This is a genomic window from Alteromonas aquimaris (assembly GCF_026183695.1).
In the GTDB taxonomy this organism is placed as follows: domain Bacteria; phylum Pseudomonadota; class Gammaproteobacteria; order Enterobacterales; family Alteromonadaceae; genus Alteromonas; species Alteromonas aquimaris.
In genome coordinates, this window is the sequence record NZ_JAPFRD010000006.1 from 68,336 (window position 1) to 80,271 (window position 11,936).

Below are 11,936 nucleotides of genomic sequence, written 5' to 3' on the forward strand. Positions count from 1 at the left end.
CCGGATTTCCGGGCTTGTTTTTATCAAGACTTTAAAAGAATGTTATTTGTGTAGAATCCTGCTAGTAAGCTACGCTTAGCTACTGACTTAGCTTAAGATTATCGATACCTATTGCATGAAAATACTGCGTACACTTCATACCATCTCTTCAGATACAAACCTATCCTTCGAAGATAAACTGAAGCGGCTGCTTGATTTAGGCTGTAACTTATTAAATATGCCGGTTGGAGTAGTGAGCAAGATAGAAAATAATCAATACACCGTTATCGCGGCAAGTGCGCAGCATGATTCCCTGAAAGTGGGGGCAGAATTTGTTCTTAACAGTACTTTTTGTGCAGATACTATCCATGCAAAGACCGTTGTAAGTTACTACGATATTAACCAGATACGCAGCAACCACCCCGTCGCTGAGTTTTTCCAATTGTATTCCTACATCGGTATTCCACTAACGGTTAATGGAAAGCTTTTTGGTACGGTCAGTTTTTTATCACCCACCGCCCGTGCGCACCCATTTATTGAAGCGGAACAGGATTATGTCATCTTGCTGTCAGAATGGATAAGCACCGAATTAAGCCGAAAATTCGCATTTGATAGTGTCAGCGAACAAAATGAAACATTGTCGCGCCAGAATAAAATGCTTAATCAGATGAGTGAGCTTGCAGGTGTCGGCACCTGGGAAATTGACGTGCGCACGAATAAAGTGCATTGGTCAAAAGCGCTGAAAAAATTGTATGAGCTTCCCCCTGATTTCGACGTATCACTGGAAGCGGCTATAAATATTATCAAATATGAAAAAGAAAGAGACCGTGTAGCGAATTTGATAACCCACTGCATTCAAACGGGTACACCTATTTCTACTGAAATAGAAGCAGTCACGACTACTGGGAAATCGCTGTGGGTAGCCATCAGAGCTCAAGCGGAATTTGAAAACGGTGTCTGTACCCGGGTATTGGGCGCTTCCCAAGACATCACTAAACAAGTTCATATCAGCATGGACTTAGAGCATAAACGTCAAATTGCCGAGCAAGCTCTGCAGGCAAGAAGTCAATTCCTGGCCAATATGAGCCATGAAATTCGCACACCAATCAATGGGGTGTTGGGCATGCTGGCATCCTTATCTAAAACCAACCTGTCTGACAAACAACAAGAGTTGTGTTGCATCGCCCATGAAAGTGCGGCGACGCTGTTAGGATTGATCAATGATATTCTTGATTTCTCAAAAATTGATGCAGGAGAAATGACGCTGGAAAACGTCCCGATCAATCTAGGTGCGTTAATTGAAAAGCAGGTTAAGGTGTTTGAGCATACCGCCAAGAAAAAGGGCATCCAGTTACTGACAGATGTTGAAGCAGTAAAACCGCTAAGGGTGCAGGGAGATCCTGTGCGTATCCAACAAATACTGACTAATTTAATTAATAATGCGGTTAAATTTACGCACCAAGGTGTAGTAAAGGTGAAAGCTCGTGCCCTTACTCAACCACACAACAGATATCTTATTCATTTGAACGTTGAAGATACGGGTATTGGGATAGAAGAAGAGCGCCTGCAAGGCATTTTTTCGCCATTTCAACAGGGAGACAGCGCAACTACACGAGAATTTGGCGGTACAGGTTTGGGCTTATCCATCATCTCTCAAATCGCGGAAATGATGGGAGGAGGGATTCGAGTTAAAAGTCGACCAGGCGAAGGCTCGACTTTCACCGTGACCCTTCAACTTAGCCAGGCTGATGATGCAGCGATGTTGCCACCTGCAGAAACAGTATCCGAGATGAAGTCTCTTGCTGGCTATCGAATACTTGTAGTTGAAGATAACACCATTAACCAGATCGTAATTACCGAACAGTTAAATGAACTTGAGGTAAGTATAGATCTGGCAGATAACGGACAGGTTGCGGTTGACAAAGTAGCCCAATCGTTAGCGACTAATCAGCTTTACGACTTGATTTTAATGGACTGTCAAATGCCCATTATGGATGGATACACTGCCGCAGCTAAAATAAGAGCGCTGGGTAACGCAGCTTCATCGATTCCAATTATTGCGCTTACTGCCAACGTGTTGGCAGGGGAAAGAGAAAAATGCGCAGCCGCTGGTATGGATGACTATTTATCAAAACCCATTAATGTCAGTCGTCTAAGCGCGTGTCTGCAGCGATTTCTCCAGTGCGGGGCAAGCGTTGAAAAATAGCAAATGCCAGGGTTAGGACCGCGTCGTTTCTGCAAACATGATCGCTTAAAATTAATTCAAATTTGACCTATCACTCACCTATCTTTTCTGTTATCATTTCGCGCCCTTTTTATGGGGGTATGGTTAAAAAATGGCTAATGTGGTCGTTTTTTTAGCAGCATAAACGACTCGGGAGAGTCTTAATTTAATAGCGGAGCACTAACATGATCCAAATGCAAACTAACCTGGATGTAGCCGACAACAGCGGCGCTCGCAGGGTTCAGTGTATTAAGGTTCTTGGTGGCTCGCATCGCCGTTATGCAGGTATCGGTGACATCATCAAAGTTACTGTTAAGGAAGCAATTCCTCGCGGTAAAGTTAAAAAAGGTGACGTACTGAACGCAGTGGTGGTGCGTACTAGAAAAGGCGTTCGTCGTGCAGATGGTTCTACCATCCGTTTCGATAATAACGCGGCTGTTTTGTTGAATAGCAACAAGCAACCAATTGGTACGCGTATCTTTGGCCCGGTTACACGTGAGCTTCGAAGTGATAACTTCATGAAGATTATCTCACTGGCCCCAGAGGTACTATAAGGAGTCACGATAATGGCTAGAAAAATTCGTCGTGATGATGAAGTAGTCGTATTAGCGGGTAAAGACAAAGGCAAACAAGGCAAAGTCCTTAAAGTGCTTGTGGCTGATAACCGCGTAGTTGTAGAAGGTGTAAACCTTGTCAAGAAACACCAGAAGCCTAACCCACAAGCGGGTGAAGCAGGCGGTATTATTGAAAAGGAAGCTTCTATTCACGTTTCTAATGTCGCGATTGTTAACCCGGCAACGGGTAAAGCGGATCGCGTTGGTTTCCGTATGGAAAACGAGAAGAAAGTTCGTTTCTTCAAGTCCAACGGTGAACTTGTTTAATTAATTGGAGAGTACGATGGCGAAACTGCATGATTTCTATAAAGAAACAGTAGTAGCTGAACTTGCTAAGCAGTTCGGGTACCAAAGCGTCATGCAAGTCCCTCGGATTGAAAAAATCACTCTAAACATGGGTTTAGGTGAAGCAGTTGCTGATAAAAAGGTGCTTGAGAATGCTCAAGCTGACATGGCGGCTATCGCTGGTCAAAAGCCTATTGTCACGGTTGCAAGAAAATCTGTAGCGGGTTTTAAAATCCGTGAAGGTTATCCGATTGGCTGTAAAGTAACCCTACGCGGTGAGCGTATGTGGGAATTCCTTGAGCGTTTGATTTCAATCGCTATTCCACGTATCCGTGACTTCCGCGGTTTAAACCCGAAGTCGTTTGACGGCCGTGGTAACTACAGCATGGGCGTGCGTGAGCAAATCATTTTCCCTGAAATCGATTTCGATAAAGTGGATAAGGTTCGCGGTATGGATATTACTATCACTACCAGTGCGAACTCGAATGAAGAAGCACGTGCTCTGTTGACTGCGTTCAACTTCCCATTCAAAAAATAAGGTGTAGGGTTATGGCAAAAGAATCAATGAAGGCCCGTGAAGTTAAGCGTGCAAAGCTTGTTGCTAAGTACGCTGAAAAACGTGCCGAACTTAAAGCGATTATCAGCGATGTTAACGTCTCTGAAGAAGAGCGTTGGGATGCTGTGCTTAAGCTACAACAACTACCACGTGACTCAAGTAAAGCACGTCAGCAAAATCGCTGTCGTATTACTGGGCGTCCACATGGTTACCTACGCAAATTTGGTCTAAGCCGCATTAAGCTGCGTGAAGCAGCAATGCGCGGTGAAGTCCCTGGCCTTAAAAAAGCCAGCTGGTAAGGAGTAGCTGATATGAGCATGCAAGATCCTATCGCGGATATGTTTACCCGCATCCGTAACGGCCAAATGGCACAGAAAGTTTCTGTTGTTATGCCTTCTTCTAAGCTTCGCACTGCAATTTGTGAAGTGCTAAAAGCAGAAGGTTACATCACAGATTATGCTGTGTCTGGTGACGTTAAGCCTGCACTTGAAGTTACGTTAAAGTACTTCGAAGGCAAGCAAGTAATTGACACTATCGAACGTGTAAGCCGTCCTGGTCTGCGCATCTATAAGAAAAAAGATGAGCTTCCAAAAGTACTAGGTGGTTTAGGTGTGGCTATCGTGTCAACTTCTAAAGGTGTGATGACCGACCGTGCCGCGCGTAAAGCTGGTATGGGTGGTGAGATCATCGGTTATGTAGCGTAATCGGAGGAGTTGAAATGTCACGAGTAGCAAAAGCCCCGGTCGACTTGAAATCAGGTGTAGATGTATCTATCTCTGGTCAAGAAGTCACGGTAAAAGGTTCGAAAGGTACACTGACCCGCGTTTTTAATGACGCAGTTGAAGTAGTTCAGGAAGAAAACCAGTTAAAAGCATTACCTCGCGAAGGTTATGCTGATGCGTGGGCACAGGCAGGTACTGCACGTGCGCTTCTGAATTCAATGGTTCAGGGTACATCAGAAGGTTTTGAGAAAAAGCTGCAGTTAAACGGTGTTGGTTACCGTGCGCAAGCACAAGGTGCCAAACTGAATCTAACGCTTGGTTTCTCTCATCCTGTTGTATATGAAATGCCTGAAGGCATTACAGTAGAAACTCCTAGCCAAACTGAAATCGTCGTTAAAGGCGCCGATAAGCAGGTGGTAGGACAGGTTGCGGCGAACATTCGCGCCTATCGTCCACCAGAGCCTTATAAAGGCAAAGGTGTCCGTTACGCTGATGAACATGTACGTCGTAAAGAAGCTAAGAAAAAGTAGGTGGGTGATACGATGGATAAGAAAACAGCTCGCATTCGTCGCGCGACTCGCGCACGAGCAAAAATACGTGAACTGGCCGCGCATCGCCTGGTAGTGAACCGCACACCTCGCCACATCTATGCTCAGTTAATCGCACCAAACGGTTCTGAGGTGTTGGCGGCAGCTTCTACCGTTGAAGCCGATCTTAAAAAAGATCTTAAATCAACTGGTAACGCTGAAGCAGCGGCGGCAGTCGGTAAGGCAATCGCAGAACGTGCAATTGAAAAAGGCGTGAAAGACGTCGCTTTTGATCGCAGTGGGTTTAAATACCACGGTCGTGTGAAAGCATTGGCTGATGCAGCTCGCGAAGCTGGCCTTCAGTTCTAGGAGTTTAAAATGGCTAAACAAGAAGTTCAAACAGGTGAACTGTTAGAAAAATTGATTGCTGTTAACCGCGTATCTAAAGTGGTTAAAGGTGGTCGAATCTTCAGTTTCACTGCATTGACAGTAGTGGGTGATGGTAATGGCCGCGTTGGTTTTGGATACGGTAAAGCACGTGAAGTGCCTGCTGCAATCCAAAAAGCAATGGAAAAGGCACGCCGTAATATGGTGAGTGTTGACTTAAACGGTCATACATTACAACACCCAATTAAAGGTCGTCACTCTGGCTCTAAAGTTTACATGCAGCCTGCATCTGAAGGTACTGGTATTATCGCCGGTGGTGCAATGCGTGCAGTACTTGAAGTTGCTGGTGTGCAGAACGTACTTTCAAAATGTTACGGTTCTACTAACCCAATCAACGTGGTACGTGCAACAGTTAATGCGCTGACAGAGATGAACTCTCCAGCGACGGTTGCCGCTAAGCGTGGGTTGTCTGTAGATGAAATTTTGGGGTAATCAGACATGGCAACGATTAAAGTAAAGCAAACGAAAAGTGCGATTGGCCGCTTGCCAAAGCACAAAGCGACGCTTAAGGGCTTAGGCCTGCGTAAAATCAACCATGTCCGTGAACTGGAAGATACTCCAAGTGTCCGTGGCATGATCAACCGTGTAAATTACATGGTTGAAATTGTGGAGGAGTAAGACATGCGTTTAAACACGATTTCTCCTGCACCAGGAGCAAAGCAATCTGGTAAGCGTGTTGGCCGTGGTATCGGTTCTGGGCTTGGCAAGACTGGTGGCCGTGGTCACAAAGGTCAAAAGAGCCGTTCTGGTGGAACGGTTAAGCCAGGCTTTGAAGGCGGTCAAATGCCAATTCAACGCCGTCTACCTAAGTTTGGTTTCACTTCGCGCGTAAGCATGGTAACTGACCAAGTTACTTTGACTGAAATCGCGAAAGTTGAAGGTGATGTAGTTTCTCTTGAAACTTTGAAAGCTGCTGGTCTTGTTAAGAAAGAAATGCAGTTCGTTAAAGTTGTTAAGAGTGGCGAATTGTCACGTAAGGTAACGGTTAACGGGTTGAAGGTTACTAAAGGCGCGCGTGAAGCAATTGAAGCTGCCGGCGGTAAAGTAGAGGAATAAGCTAGATGGCTAAACCAGGATTGGATTCAGGCGCGAAAAGCGGCTTAAGTGAGCTTAAGGCAAGATTGTTGTTCGTCTTTGGCGCAATCGTAGTATTCCGGTTAGGTTCGTATGTACCTATTCCTGGTATTGACCCTGCGGTTTTAGCTGACTTATTCGAACAGCAAAAAGGCACCATCGTTGAAATGTTCAACATGTTCTCCGGTGGCGCCCTTGAGCGTGCATCCGTTCTGGCTTTGGGCATTATGCCATACATTACTGCATCCATTATTATGCAGTTGCTCTCGGTGGTTCACCCACCGATGATGGAGCTTAAAAAAGAAGGCGAAGCAGGTCGTCGCAAAATCAATCAGTACACACGTTACTTAACGTTAGTGCTGGCGACGTTTCAGTCGATTGGTATTGCGACCGGTCTGCCCAACCTGATTAGTGGATTGGTGATAAGTCCGGGCTTCGGATTCTACTTTACAGCGGTGGTGAGCTTAGTCACAGGGACAATGTTCCTTATGTGGTTAGGTGAGCAAATTACCGAAAGAGGTATTGGTAACGGTATCTCGATATTGATATTTGCTGGTATTGTTGCCGGTCTGCCAACAGCGATAGGTCAGACTGCGGAACAAGCAAGGCAAGGTGATATCAACATGTTGTTCCTGCTATTAATTGGAGCAATAGTACTGGGCTTAACTTACTTAGTTGTGTTTGTTGAACGCGCACAACGTCGTATTGTGGTAAACTACGCAAAACGTCAGCAAGGCCGAAAGGTTTTTGCAGCGCAAAGCACGCATTTACCCTTAAAAGTGAATATGGCCGGTGTGATACCACCGATCTTTGCATCTAGTATCATTTTGTTCCCTGGCACGATTGCGGGCTGGTTTGGAACCAATGAATCTACAGCATGGTTGCAGGATGTAGCATTAATGCTTTCTCCTGGTCAGCCGTTATATGTGATGTTGTATGCAGCAGCGATTATTTTCTTCTGCTTCTTCTACACGGCGTTGGTTTTCAACCCGCGTGAAACAGCAGATAACCTGAAAAAATCGGGCGCGTTTATCCCGGGCATCCGCCCAGGTGAACAGACATCACGTTATATTGATAAAGTAATGACTCGTCTGACTTTGGCTGGCGCACTGTACATAACCTTTATTTGTTTAGTGCCTGAATTTATGTTGATTGCCTGGAATGTACCGTTTTACTTCGGTGGAACGTCACTTCTAATTATAGTGGTAGTCATCATGGACTTTATGGCACAGGTGCAGACACATTTGATGTCTACTCAATATGAGTCTGTTCTGAAGAAAGCTAATCTTAAAGGCTACGGCCGCTAAGATTGGTTCACTACGGAGTGATGTAATGAAAGTTCGTGCATCAGTTAAGAAAATTTGCCGTAACTGTAAAGTCATTAAGCGCAACGGTGTTGTGCGTGTGATTTGCGTTGAGCCTAAGCATAAGCAAAGGCAAGGCTAATTTACGCGGTGAGTAATCACTGAATAGTGTAAGCAGAACCTGACACAGGGTTCTGCTTTGCCTGTTACAGTATTATGAACCTTAATTTGCATTTTGTTCGACGGGTAAGTATCCTATCGGGCTTTTTAGGTCGTCGACAATTAAATTAGAGGAGTGCTGTTAATGGCCCGTATCGCTGGCATTAACATTCCTGAACACAAGCATGCTGTGATTGCTATCCAAGCAATCTTCGGTATCGGCCCAACTCGCGCTAAAGCGATTTGTGCTAATGCTGGTGTTGCAGAATCTACAAAAATCAAAGAGCTTGACGAAGCAACTGTAGAGAAGCTTCGTGAAGAAGTGGCAAAGTTCACTGTTGAAGGTGATCTTCGTCGTGAAGTATCAATGAGCATCAAACGTTTGATGGACCTGGGTTGCTTCCGTGGTATTCGCCACCGTCGTAGCTTGCCTCTACGTGGTCAGCGTACTAAAACAAATGCGCGTACCCGTAAAGGTCCTCGTAAGCCAATTAAGAAGTAAGCGGGGGATTTAGTTATGGCAAAAGCACCAGCTCGTAGTACGCGTAAGCGCGCTAAACGTCAGGTTGCAGACGGTATGGCTCATATCCATGCGTCTTTCAATAACACAATTGTGACTATCACAGATCGTCAAGGCAATGCATTAGCATGGGCAACATCTGGTGGTTCTGGTTTCCGTGGTTCACGTAAATCTACCCCATTCGCTGCACAGGTTGCTGCTGAGCGTGCAGGTATTGCTGCACAGGATTACGGTCTGAAAAACCTAGAAGTGTTCGTTAAAGGTCCAGGTCCAGGCCGTGAGTCTGCGATCCGTGCGCTTAACGCCACTGGGTATAAGATCACAAACATTACCGATGTGACGCCTATCCCTCACAACGGTTGTCGTCCACCGAAAAAACGTCGCGTTTAATCGACGGACAGTTGGAGAAAGATCATGGCAAGATATTTGGGTCCTAAACTCAAACTAAGCCGTCGCGAAGGTACAGACTTGTTCCTTAAAAGCGGCGTTCGCGCAATCGATTCTAAGTGTAAGATCGATACAGCGCCTGGTCAGCACGGTGCCCGTCGTGGCCGTTTGTCTGATTACGGCGTGCAGTTGCGCGAAAAGCAAAAAGTACGTCGTATGTATGGCGTATTAGAAAAGCAATTCCGTAACTACTATAAAGAAGCTGCGCGTTTGAAGGGCAATACAGGTGAAAACCTATTGCAACTTCTTGAACAGCGTCTTGATAACGTAGTTTATCGCATGGGATTCGCCAGCACACGTGCTGAAGCACGTCAGTTGGTAAGCCACAAAGCAATCATGGTAAATGGTCGCGTTGTGAACATTCCATCGTTTAACGTTTCTGCCGAAGACGTGGTTTCTGTTCGTGAGAAAGCTAAAAAGCAATCGCGTATTAACGCGGCTTTAGAATTGGCTGACCAACGTGAGAAGCCAACCTGGATTGAAGTAGACAACAGCAAACTTGAAGGCACGTTCAAACGTGTTCCTGAGAGAGAAGACTTGTCTGCGGATATTAACGAACAGTTGATCGTCGAACTTTACTCTAAGTAAAGCTAACTAAAGAGGAAGCATTGTGGGTTCTGTGACTGAATTCCTAAAACCGAGATTAGTTGAGATCGAAAACGTTTCTCCTACTCGTGCCAAAGTAACTTTGGAACCACTAGAGCGAGGTTTCGGCCATACTCTAGGTAACGCACTTCGTCGTATTTTATTGTCATCTATGCCTGGTTGCGCAGTGACAGAAGTTGAAATTGACGGCGTATTACACGAGTACAGCACCAAAGAAGGTGTGCAGGAAGACGTAATTGAAATTCTGCTTAATCTGAAAGGTTTAGCGGTTCGCCTTGAAGGTAAAAACGAGGCTACCCTTACACTAGTGAAGTCTGGCGCTGGCCCTGTTGTTGCTGGTGATATTCAGCACGACGGTGATGTAGAAATCGTAAACCCTGAGCATTTGATTTGTACACTTACTGGTGAAACTGAAATCAGTATGCGTATTAAAATTGAGATGGGTCGTGGCTATGTGCCAGCGTCTACGCGCCGTTCCTCTGAAGAAGATGATCGTCCGATTGGTCGTTTATTAGTTGACGCATCTTACAGCCCAGTAGAACGTATAGCATACACTGTTGAGTCTGCTCGTGTTGAACAACGCACTGACTTAGACAAGCTAATCATCGATATGGAAACTAACGGCACCTTGGATCCTGAAGAAGCGATCCGCCGCTCAGCGACAATTCTTGCTGAGCAGCTTGATGCCTTTGTTGATTTACGTGACGTTTCTGAACCAGTTCAGAAAGAAGAGAAACCGGAATTCGATCCGATTCTACTGCGTCCGGTTGATGATTTAGAGCTGACTGTACGTTCTGCTAACTGTCTGAAAGCTGAAGCTATCCAGTACATTGGTGACCTGGTACAGCGTACTGAGGTTGAGCTATTAAAAACGCCAAACCTTGGTAAGAAATCGCTAACTGAAATCAAAGACGTGTTAGCTTCACGTGGACTGTCTCTAGGCATGCGCCTTGAAAACTGGCCACCTGAAAGCATCGCTGAGAAAGATTAATCAGGTTTTTCACAAAACTGATTTGTAAAGAAGGATAAAACTATGCGCCATCGTAAGAGTGGTCGTCAGTTGAATCGCAACAGCAGCCATCGTCAAGCTATGTTTAAAAACATGGCCGGCTCTTTGGTCAAGCACGAAGTGATCAAAACGACGTTACCCAAAGCTAAAGAATTACGTCGCGTAATCGAGCCTCTAATCACATTGGCTAAACAAGACAGCGTTGCAAACCGCCGTCTTGCTATGGCACGCACAGGTGATAAAGAGGTTGTAGGTAAACTATTTAACGAACTAGGTCCTCGCTACGAGGCCCGCCCAGGCGGTTACACTCGCATTCTTAAATGCGGTTTCCGTGCAGGCGACAATGCCCCTATGGCATTCGTTGAACTAGTAGACCGCCCTGAAGTTGAAGCTGCTGAAGAAGTTGCAGATACGGAAGAGTAATTAGAACTTCATTGATTCGGTTTATACTGAATTTAAAATAAAAAACCCAGTTTAAACTGGGTTTTTTTTTGTGAGAGATTTAATTTGATATAAAACCGTCTACTAGCTAAAACTTAAAATTTTTCTAACTACCTAAACAATTATTTATAAGTTCCTAATGAAGGAAATTTCCAAACATTGATGATGCTAGACATTTTGCAAAATTAAAAAAAATTCGTTTCCTTATATACATTACAGTATGTTTAGCCACGTAAATATTACCCAAAACCTCATAAAATTGCTAAAATGAAACATTCCAACTTCTGAATTTCTTTGTGTAGAAAGCTGAATAATGATTATTTTATGCGATCATTAGCTTGTTAGAGCTATATCATAAGTTAGCTGTATTTGGTTCAAACAAATATTTTTTTAAAAAAGTTTATAGGTAGGGCTATGTCGAGACGTTTTGAAGGCAGTGCTGAAAATGAATTAAACATTAATAATCGTGATTTGTTAGTGCATCAGTTAGAGCAAACCCAGGATCAACTTGAATATTATTTTATCAAGTGTAACGAGGTTTCTAAATCTTACGAACTAGCTTCTGACACAATTACAGCATTTAGAAAGAAAAATAAGGGATTGGAAGCACGTTATTCAGAATTAGTTATTGACTTTAACTGGATTCAATACTGGAAAGCCGTATATCTTAACAACACTAAAAAAAGTTTAACTAAGCTTATCTATCATAGGATTAAATATCTTCTTAAAAAAGATGAAACTTGTCAATCGCCTGATGAAGAGCTTTTAACACTACTAAATTCAGATCTTTTCAATTCACATTGGTATTTAAAAGAGTATCCGGATTTAGCCGAGCAAAAGGTCGAGCCAGCTTCTCACTTCTTAAATTTTGGTTTCAAAGAACTGCGGAATCCAAGTAAAAAATTTTGCACACACAAGTATCTAGAGAAATATCCAGATGTTAAAGAATCAAACTTAAATCCTTTAGTTCATTATATTCATTATGGAAGAGAAGAAGGTAGAAGAAGATTTTCGGTCTAGGT

19 protein-coding genes are annotated in these 11,936 nt (G+C 44.2%); all 19 read left to right on the forward strand.

From position 1 onward, the window contains the following. Positions 1 to 115 precede the first annotated feature (115 nt). The 19 genes from OPS25_RS05920 (at position 116) to OPS25_RS06010 (ending at position 11,934) form a co-directional block, all read left to right on the forward strand. Positions 116 to 2,185 (forward strand): ATP-binding protein, encoded by a 2,070-nt coding sequence (locus OPS25_RS05920; RefSeq protein ID WP_265616733.1) that lies wholly within the window; start codon positions 116 to 118, stop codon positions 2,183 to 2,185. A gap of 203 nt (positions 2,186 to 2,388) precedes the next feature. Further along, positions 2,389 to 2,757, forward strand: coding sequence for a 50S ribosomal protein L14 (gene rplN / locus OPS25_RS05925; RefSeq protein WP_169210712.1), 369 nt, complete (start codon positions 2,389 to 2,391; stop codon positions 2,755 to 2,757). Between the two features lie 12 nt (positions 2,758 to 2,769). Beyond that, entirely contained in the window at positions 2,770 to 3,084 is a 315-nt protein-coding gene (gene rplX / locus OPS25_RS05930) for a 50S ribosomal protein L24 (protein WP_265616734.1), read from the forward strand. Positions 3,085 to 3,100: 16 nt separating this feature from the next. Then, the gene (rplE, locus tag OPS25_RS05935; RefSeq protein ID WP_169210714.1) at positions 3,101 to 3,640 is read left to right on the forward strand and encodes a 50S ribosomal protein L5; all 540 of its coding nucleotides are present in this window, start codon (positions 3,101 to 3,103) and stop codon (positions 3,638 to 3,640) included. A gap of 11 nt (positions 3,641 to 3,651) precedes the next feature. Continuing rightward, positions 3,652 to 3,957, forward strand: coding sequence for a 30S ribosomal protein S14 (gene rpsN / locus OPS25_RS05940; protein WP_265607985.1), 306 nt, complete (start codon positions 3,652 to 3,654; stop codon positions 3,955 to 3,957). A 12-nt stretch (positions 3,958 to 3,969) separates the two neighbouring features. Next, positions 3,970 to 4,362, forward strand: coding sequence for a 30S ribosomal protein S8 (gene rpsH, locus OPS25_RS05945; RefSeq protein WP_265616735.1), 393 nt, complete (start codon positions 3,970 to 3,972; stop codon positions 4,360 to 4,362). 14 nt (positions 4,363 to 4,376) lie between these two features. Continuing rightward, positions 4,377 to 4,910 carry a 50S ribosomal protein L6 gene (gene rplF, locus OPS25_RS05950; RefSeq protein WP_265616736.1) on the forward strand — a complete coding sequence of 178 codons (534 nt, stop codon included), beginning with the start codon at positions 4,377 to 4,379 and terminating at the stop codon, positions 4,908 to 4,910. A 12-nt stretch (positions 4,911 to 4,922) separates the two neighbouring features. Continuing rightward, the gene (gene rplR / locus OPS25_RS05955) at positions 4,923 to 5,276 is read left to right on the forward strand and encodes a 50S ribosomal protein L18 (protein WP_169210718.1); all 354 of its coding nucleotides are present in this window, start codon (positions 4,923 to 4,925) and stop codon (positions 5,274 to 5,276) included. A 9-nt stretch (positions 5,277 to 5,285) separates the two neighbouring features. Continuing rightward, complete coding sequence (gene rpsE / locus OPS25_RS05960; RefSeq protein ID WP_265616737.1) at positions 5,286 to 5,786, forward strand: 30S ribosomal protein S5; 501 nt, start codon at positions 5,286 to 5,288, stop codon at positions 5,784 to 5,786. A gap of 6 nt (positions 5,787 to 5,792) precedes the next feature. Beyond that, positions 5,793 to 5,972, forward strand: a complete 180-nt coding sequence (gene rpmD, locus OPS25_RS05965) for a 50S ribosomal protein L30 (protein ID WP_130638232.1) — start codon at positions 5,793 to 5,795, stop codon at positions 5,970 to 5,972. A 3-nt stretch (positions 5,973 to 5,975) separates the two neighbouring features. Further along, positions 5,976 to 6,410: a 50S ribosomal protein L15 gene (gene rplO, locus OPS25_RS05970; RefSeq protein ID WP_265616738.1), complete on the forward strand. Its 435-nt coding sequence runs from the start codon at positions 5,976 to 5,978 to the stop codon at positions 6,408 to 6,410. 5 nt (positions 6,411 to 6,415) lie between these two features. Beyond that, positions 6,416 to 7,735, forward strand: a complete 1,320-nt coding sequence (gene secY / locus OPS25_RS05975; RefSeq protein ID WP_265616739.1) for a preprotein translocase subunit SecY — start codon at positions 6,416 to 6,418, stop codon at positions 7,733 to 7,735. Positions 7,736 to 7,760: 25 nt separating this feature from the next. Further along, on the forward strand, positions 7,761 to 7,874 hold the full coding sequence (rpmJ, locus tag OPS25_RS05980; RefSeq protein ID WP_005417265.1) for a 50S ribosomal protein L36: 114 nt from the start codon (positions 7,761 to 7,763) through the stop codon (positions 7,872 to 7,874). A gap of 162 nt (positions 7,875 to 8,036) precedes the next feature. Further along, positions 8,037 to 8,393 carry a 30S ribosomal protein S13 gene (gene rpsM / locus OPS25_RS05985; RefSeq protein WP_265607979.1) on the forward strand — a complete coding sequence of 119 codons (357 nt, stop codon included), beginning with the start codon at positions 8,037 to 8,039 and terminating at the stop codon, positions 8,391 to 8,393. Between the two features lie 15 nt (positions 8,394 to 8,408). After that, positions 8,409 to 8,801 carry a 30S ribosomal protein S11 gene (rpsK, locus tag OPS25_RS05990; protein ID WP_265616740.1) on the forward strand — a complete coding sequence of 131 codons (393 nt, stop codon included), beginning with the start codon at positions 8,409 to 8,411 and terminating at the stop codon, positions 8,799 to 8,801. 24 nt (positions 8,802 to 8,825) lie between these two features. After that, positions 8,826 to 9,446, forward strand: a complete 621-nt coding sequence (gene rpsD / locus OPS25_RS05995; RefSeq protein WP_265616741.1) for a 30S ribosomal protein S4 — start codon at positions 8,826 to 8,828, stop codon at positions 9,444 to 9,446. A gap of 19 nt (positions 9,447 to 9,465) precedes the next feature. Then, positions 9,466 to 10,455, forward strand: coding sequence for a DNA-directed RNA polymerase subunit alpha (locus OPS25_RS06000; RefSeq protein WP_265616773.1), 990 nt, complete (start codon positions 9,466 to 9,468; stop codon positions 10,453 to 10,455). 42 nt (positions 10,456 to 10,497) lie between these two features. Then, complete coding sequence (gene rplQ / locus OPS25_RS06005) at positions 10,498 to 10,896, forward strand: 50S ribosomal protein L17 (RefSeq protein WP_265616742.1); 399 nt, start codon at positions 10,498 to 10,500, stop codon at positions 10,894 to 10,896. A 432-nt stretch (positions 10,897 to 11,328) separates the two neighbouring features. Continuing rightward, positions 11,329 to 11,934, forward strand: coding sequence for a hypothetical protein (locus OPS25_RS06010; protein ID WP_265616743.1), 606 nt, complete (start codon positions 11,329 to 11,331; stop codon positions 11,932 to 11,934). Positions 11,935 to 11,936: the final 2 nt, after the last annotated feature.

Excerpts from the sequence above, each read along its gene's own strand:
- OPS25_RS05920 (WP_265616733.1), top strand. The coding sequence starts at position 116 with ATGAAAATACTGCGTACACTTCATACCATCTCTTCAGATACAAACCTA.
- rplN (WP_169210712.1), top strand. The coding sequence starts at position 2,389 with ATGATCCAAATGCAAACTAACCTGGATGTAGCCGACAACAGCGGCGCT.
- rplX (WP_265616734.1), top strand. The coding sequence starts at position 2,770 with ATGGCTAGAAAAATTCGTCGTGATGATGAAGTAGTCGTATTAGCGGGT.
- rplE (WP_169210714.1), top strand. The coding sequence starts at position 3,101 with ATGGCGAAACTGCATGATTTCTATAAAGAAACAGTAGTAGCTGAACTT.
- rpsN (WP_265607985.1), top strand. The coding sequence starts at position 3,652 with ATGGCAAAAGAATCAATGAAGGCCCGTGAAGTTAAGCGTGCAAAGCTT.
- rpsH (WP_265616735.1), top strand. The coding sequence starts at position 3,970 with ATGAGCATGCAAGATCCTATCGCGGATATGTTTACCCGCATCCGTAAC.
- rplF (WP_265616736.1), top strand. The coding sequence starts at position 4,377 with ATGTCACGAGTAGCAAAAGCCCCGGTCGACTTGAAATCAGGTGTAGAT.
- rplR (WP_169210718.1), top strand. The coding sequence starts at position 4,923 with ATGGATAAGAAAACAGCTCGCATTCGTCGCGCGACTCGCGCACGAGCA.
- rpsE (WP_265616737.1), top strand. The coding sequence starts at position 5,286 with ATGGCTAAACAAGAAGTTCAAACAGGTGAACTGTTAGAAAAATTGATT.
- rpmD (WP_130638232.1), top strand. The coding sequence starts at position 5,793 with ATGGCAACGATTAAAGTAAAGCAAACGAAAAGTGCGATTGGCCGCTTG.
- rplO (WP_265616738.1), top strand. The coding sequence starts at position 5,976 with ATGCGTTTAAACACGATTTCTCCTGCACCAGGAGCAAAGCAATCTGGT.
- secY (WP_265616739.1), top strand. The coding sequence starts at position 6,416 with ATGGCTAAACCAGGATTGGATTCAGGCGCGAAAAGCGGCTTAAGTGAG.
- rpmJ (WP_005417265.1), top strand. The coding sequence starts at position 7,761 with ATGAAAGTTCGTGCATCAGTTAAGAAAATTTGCCGTAACTGTAAAGTC.
- rpsM (WP_265607979.1), top strand. The coding sequence starts at position 8,037 with ATGGCCCGTATCGCTGGCATTAACATTCCTGAACACAAGCATGCTGTG.
- rpsK (WP_265616740.1), top strand. The coding sequence starts at position 8,409 with ATGGCAAAAGCACCAGCTCGTAGTACGCGTAAGCGCGCTAAACGTCAG.
- rpsD (WP_265616741.1), top strand. The coding sequence starts at position 8,826 with ATGGCAAGATATTTGGGTCCTAAACTCAAACTAAGCCGTCGCGAAGGT.
- rplQ (WP_265616742.1), top strand. The coding sequence starts at position 10,498 with ATGCGCCATCGTAAGAGTGGTCGTCAGTTGAATCGCAACAGCAGCCAT.
- OPS25_RS06010 (WP_265616743.1), top strand. The coding sequence starts at position 11,329 with ATGTCGAGACGTTTTGAAGGCAGTGCTGAAAATGAATTAAACATTAAT.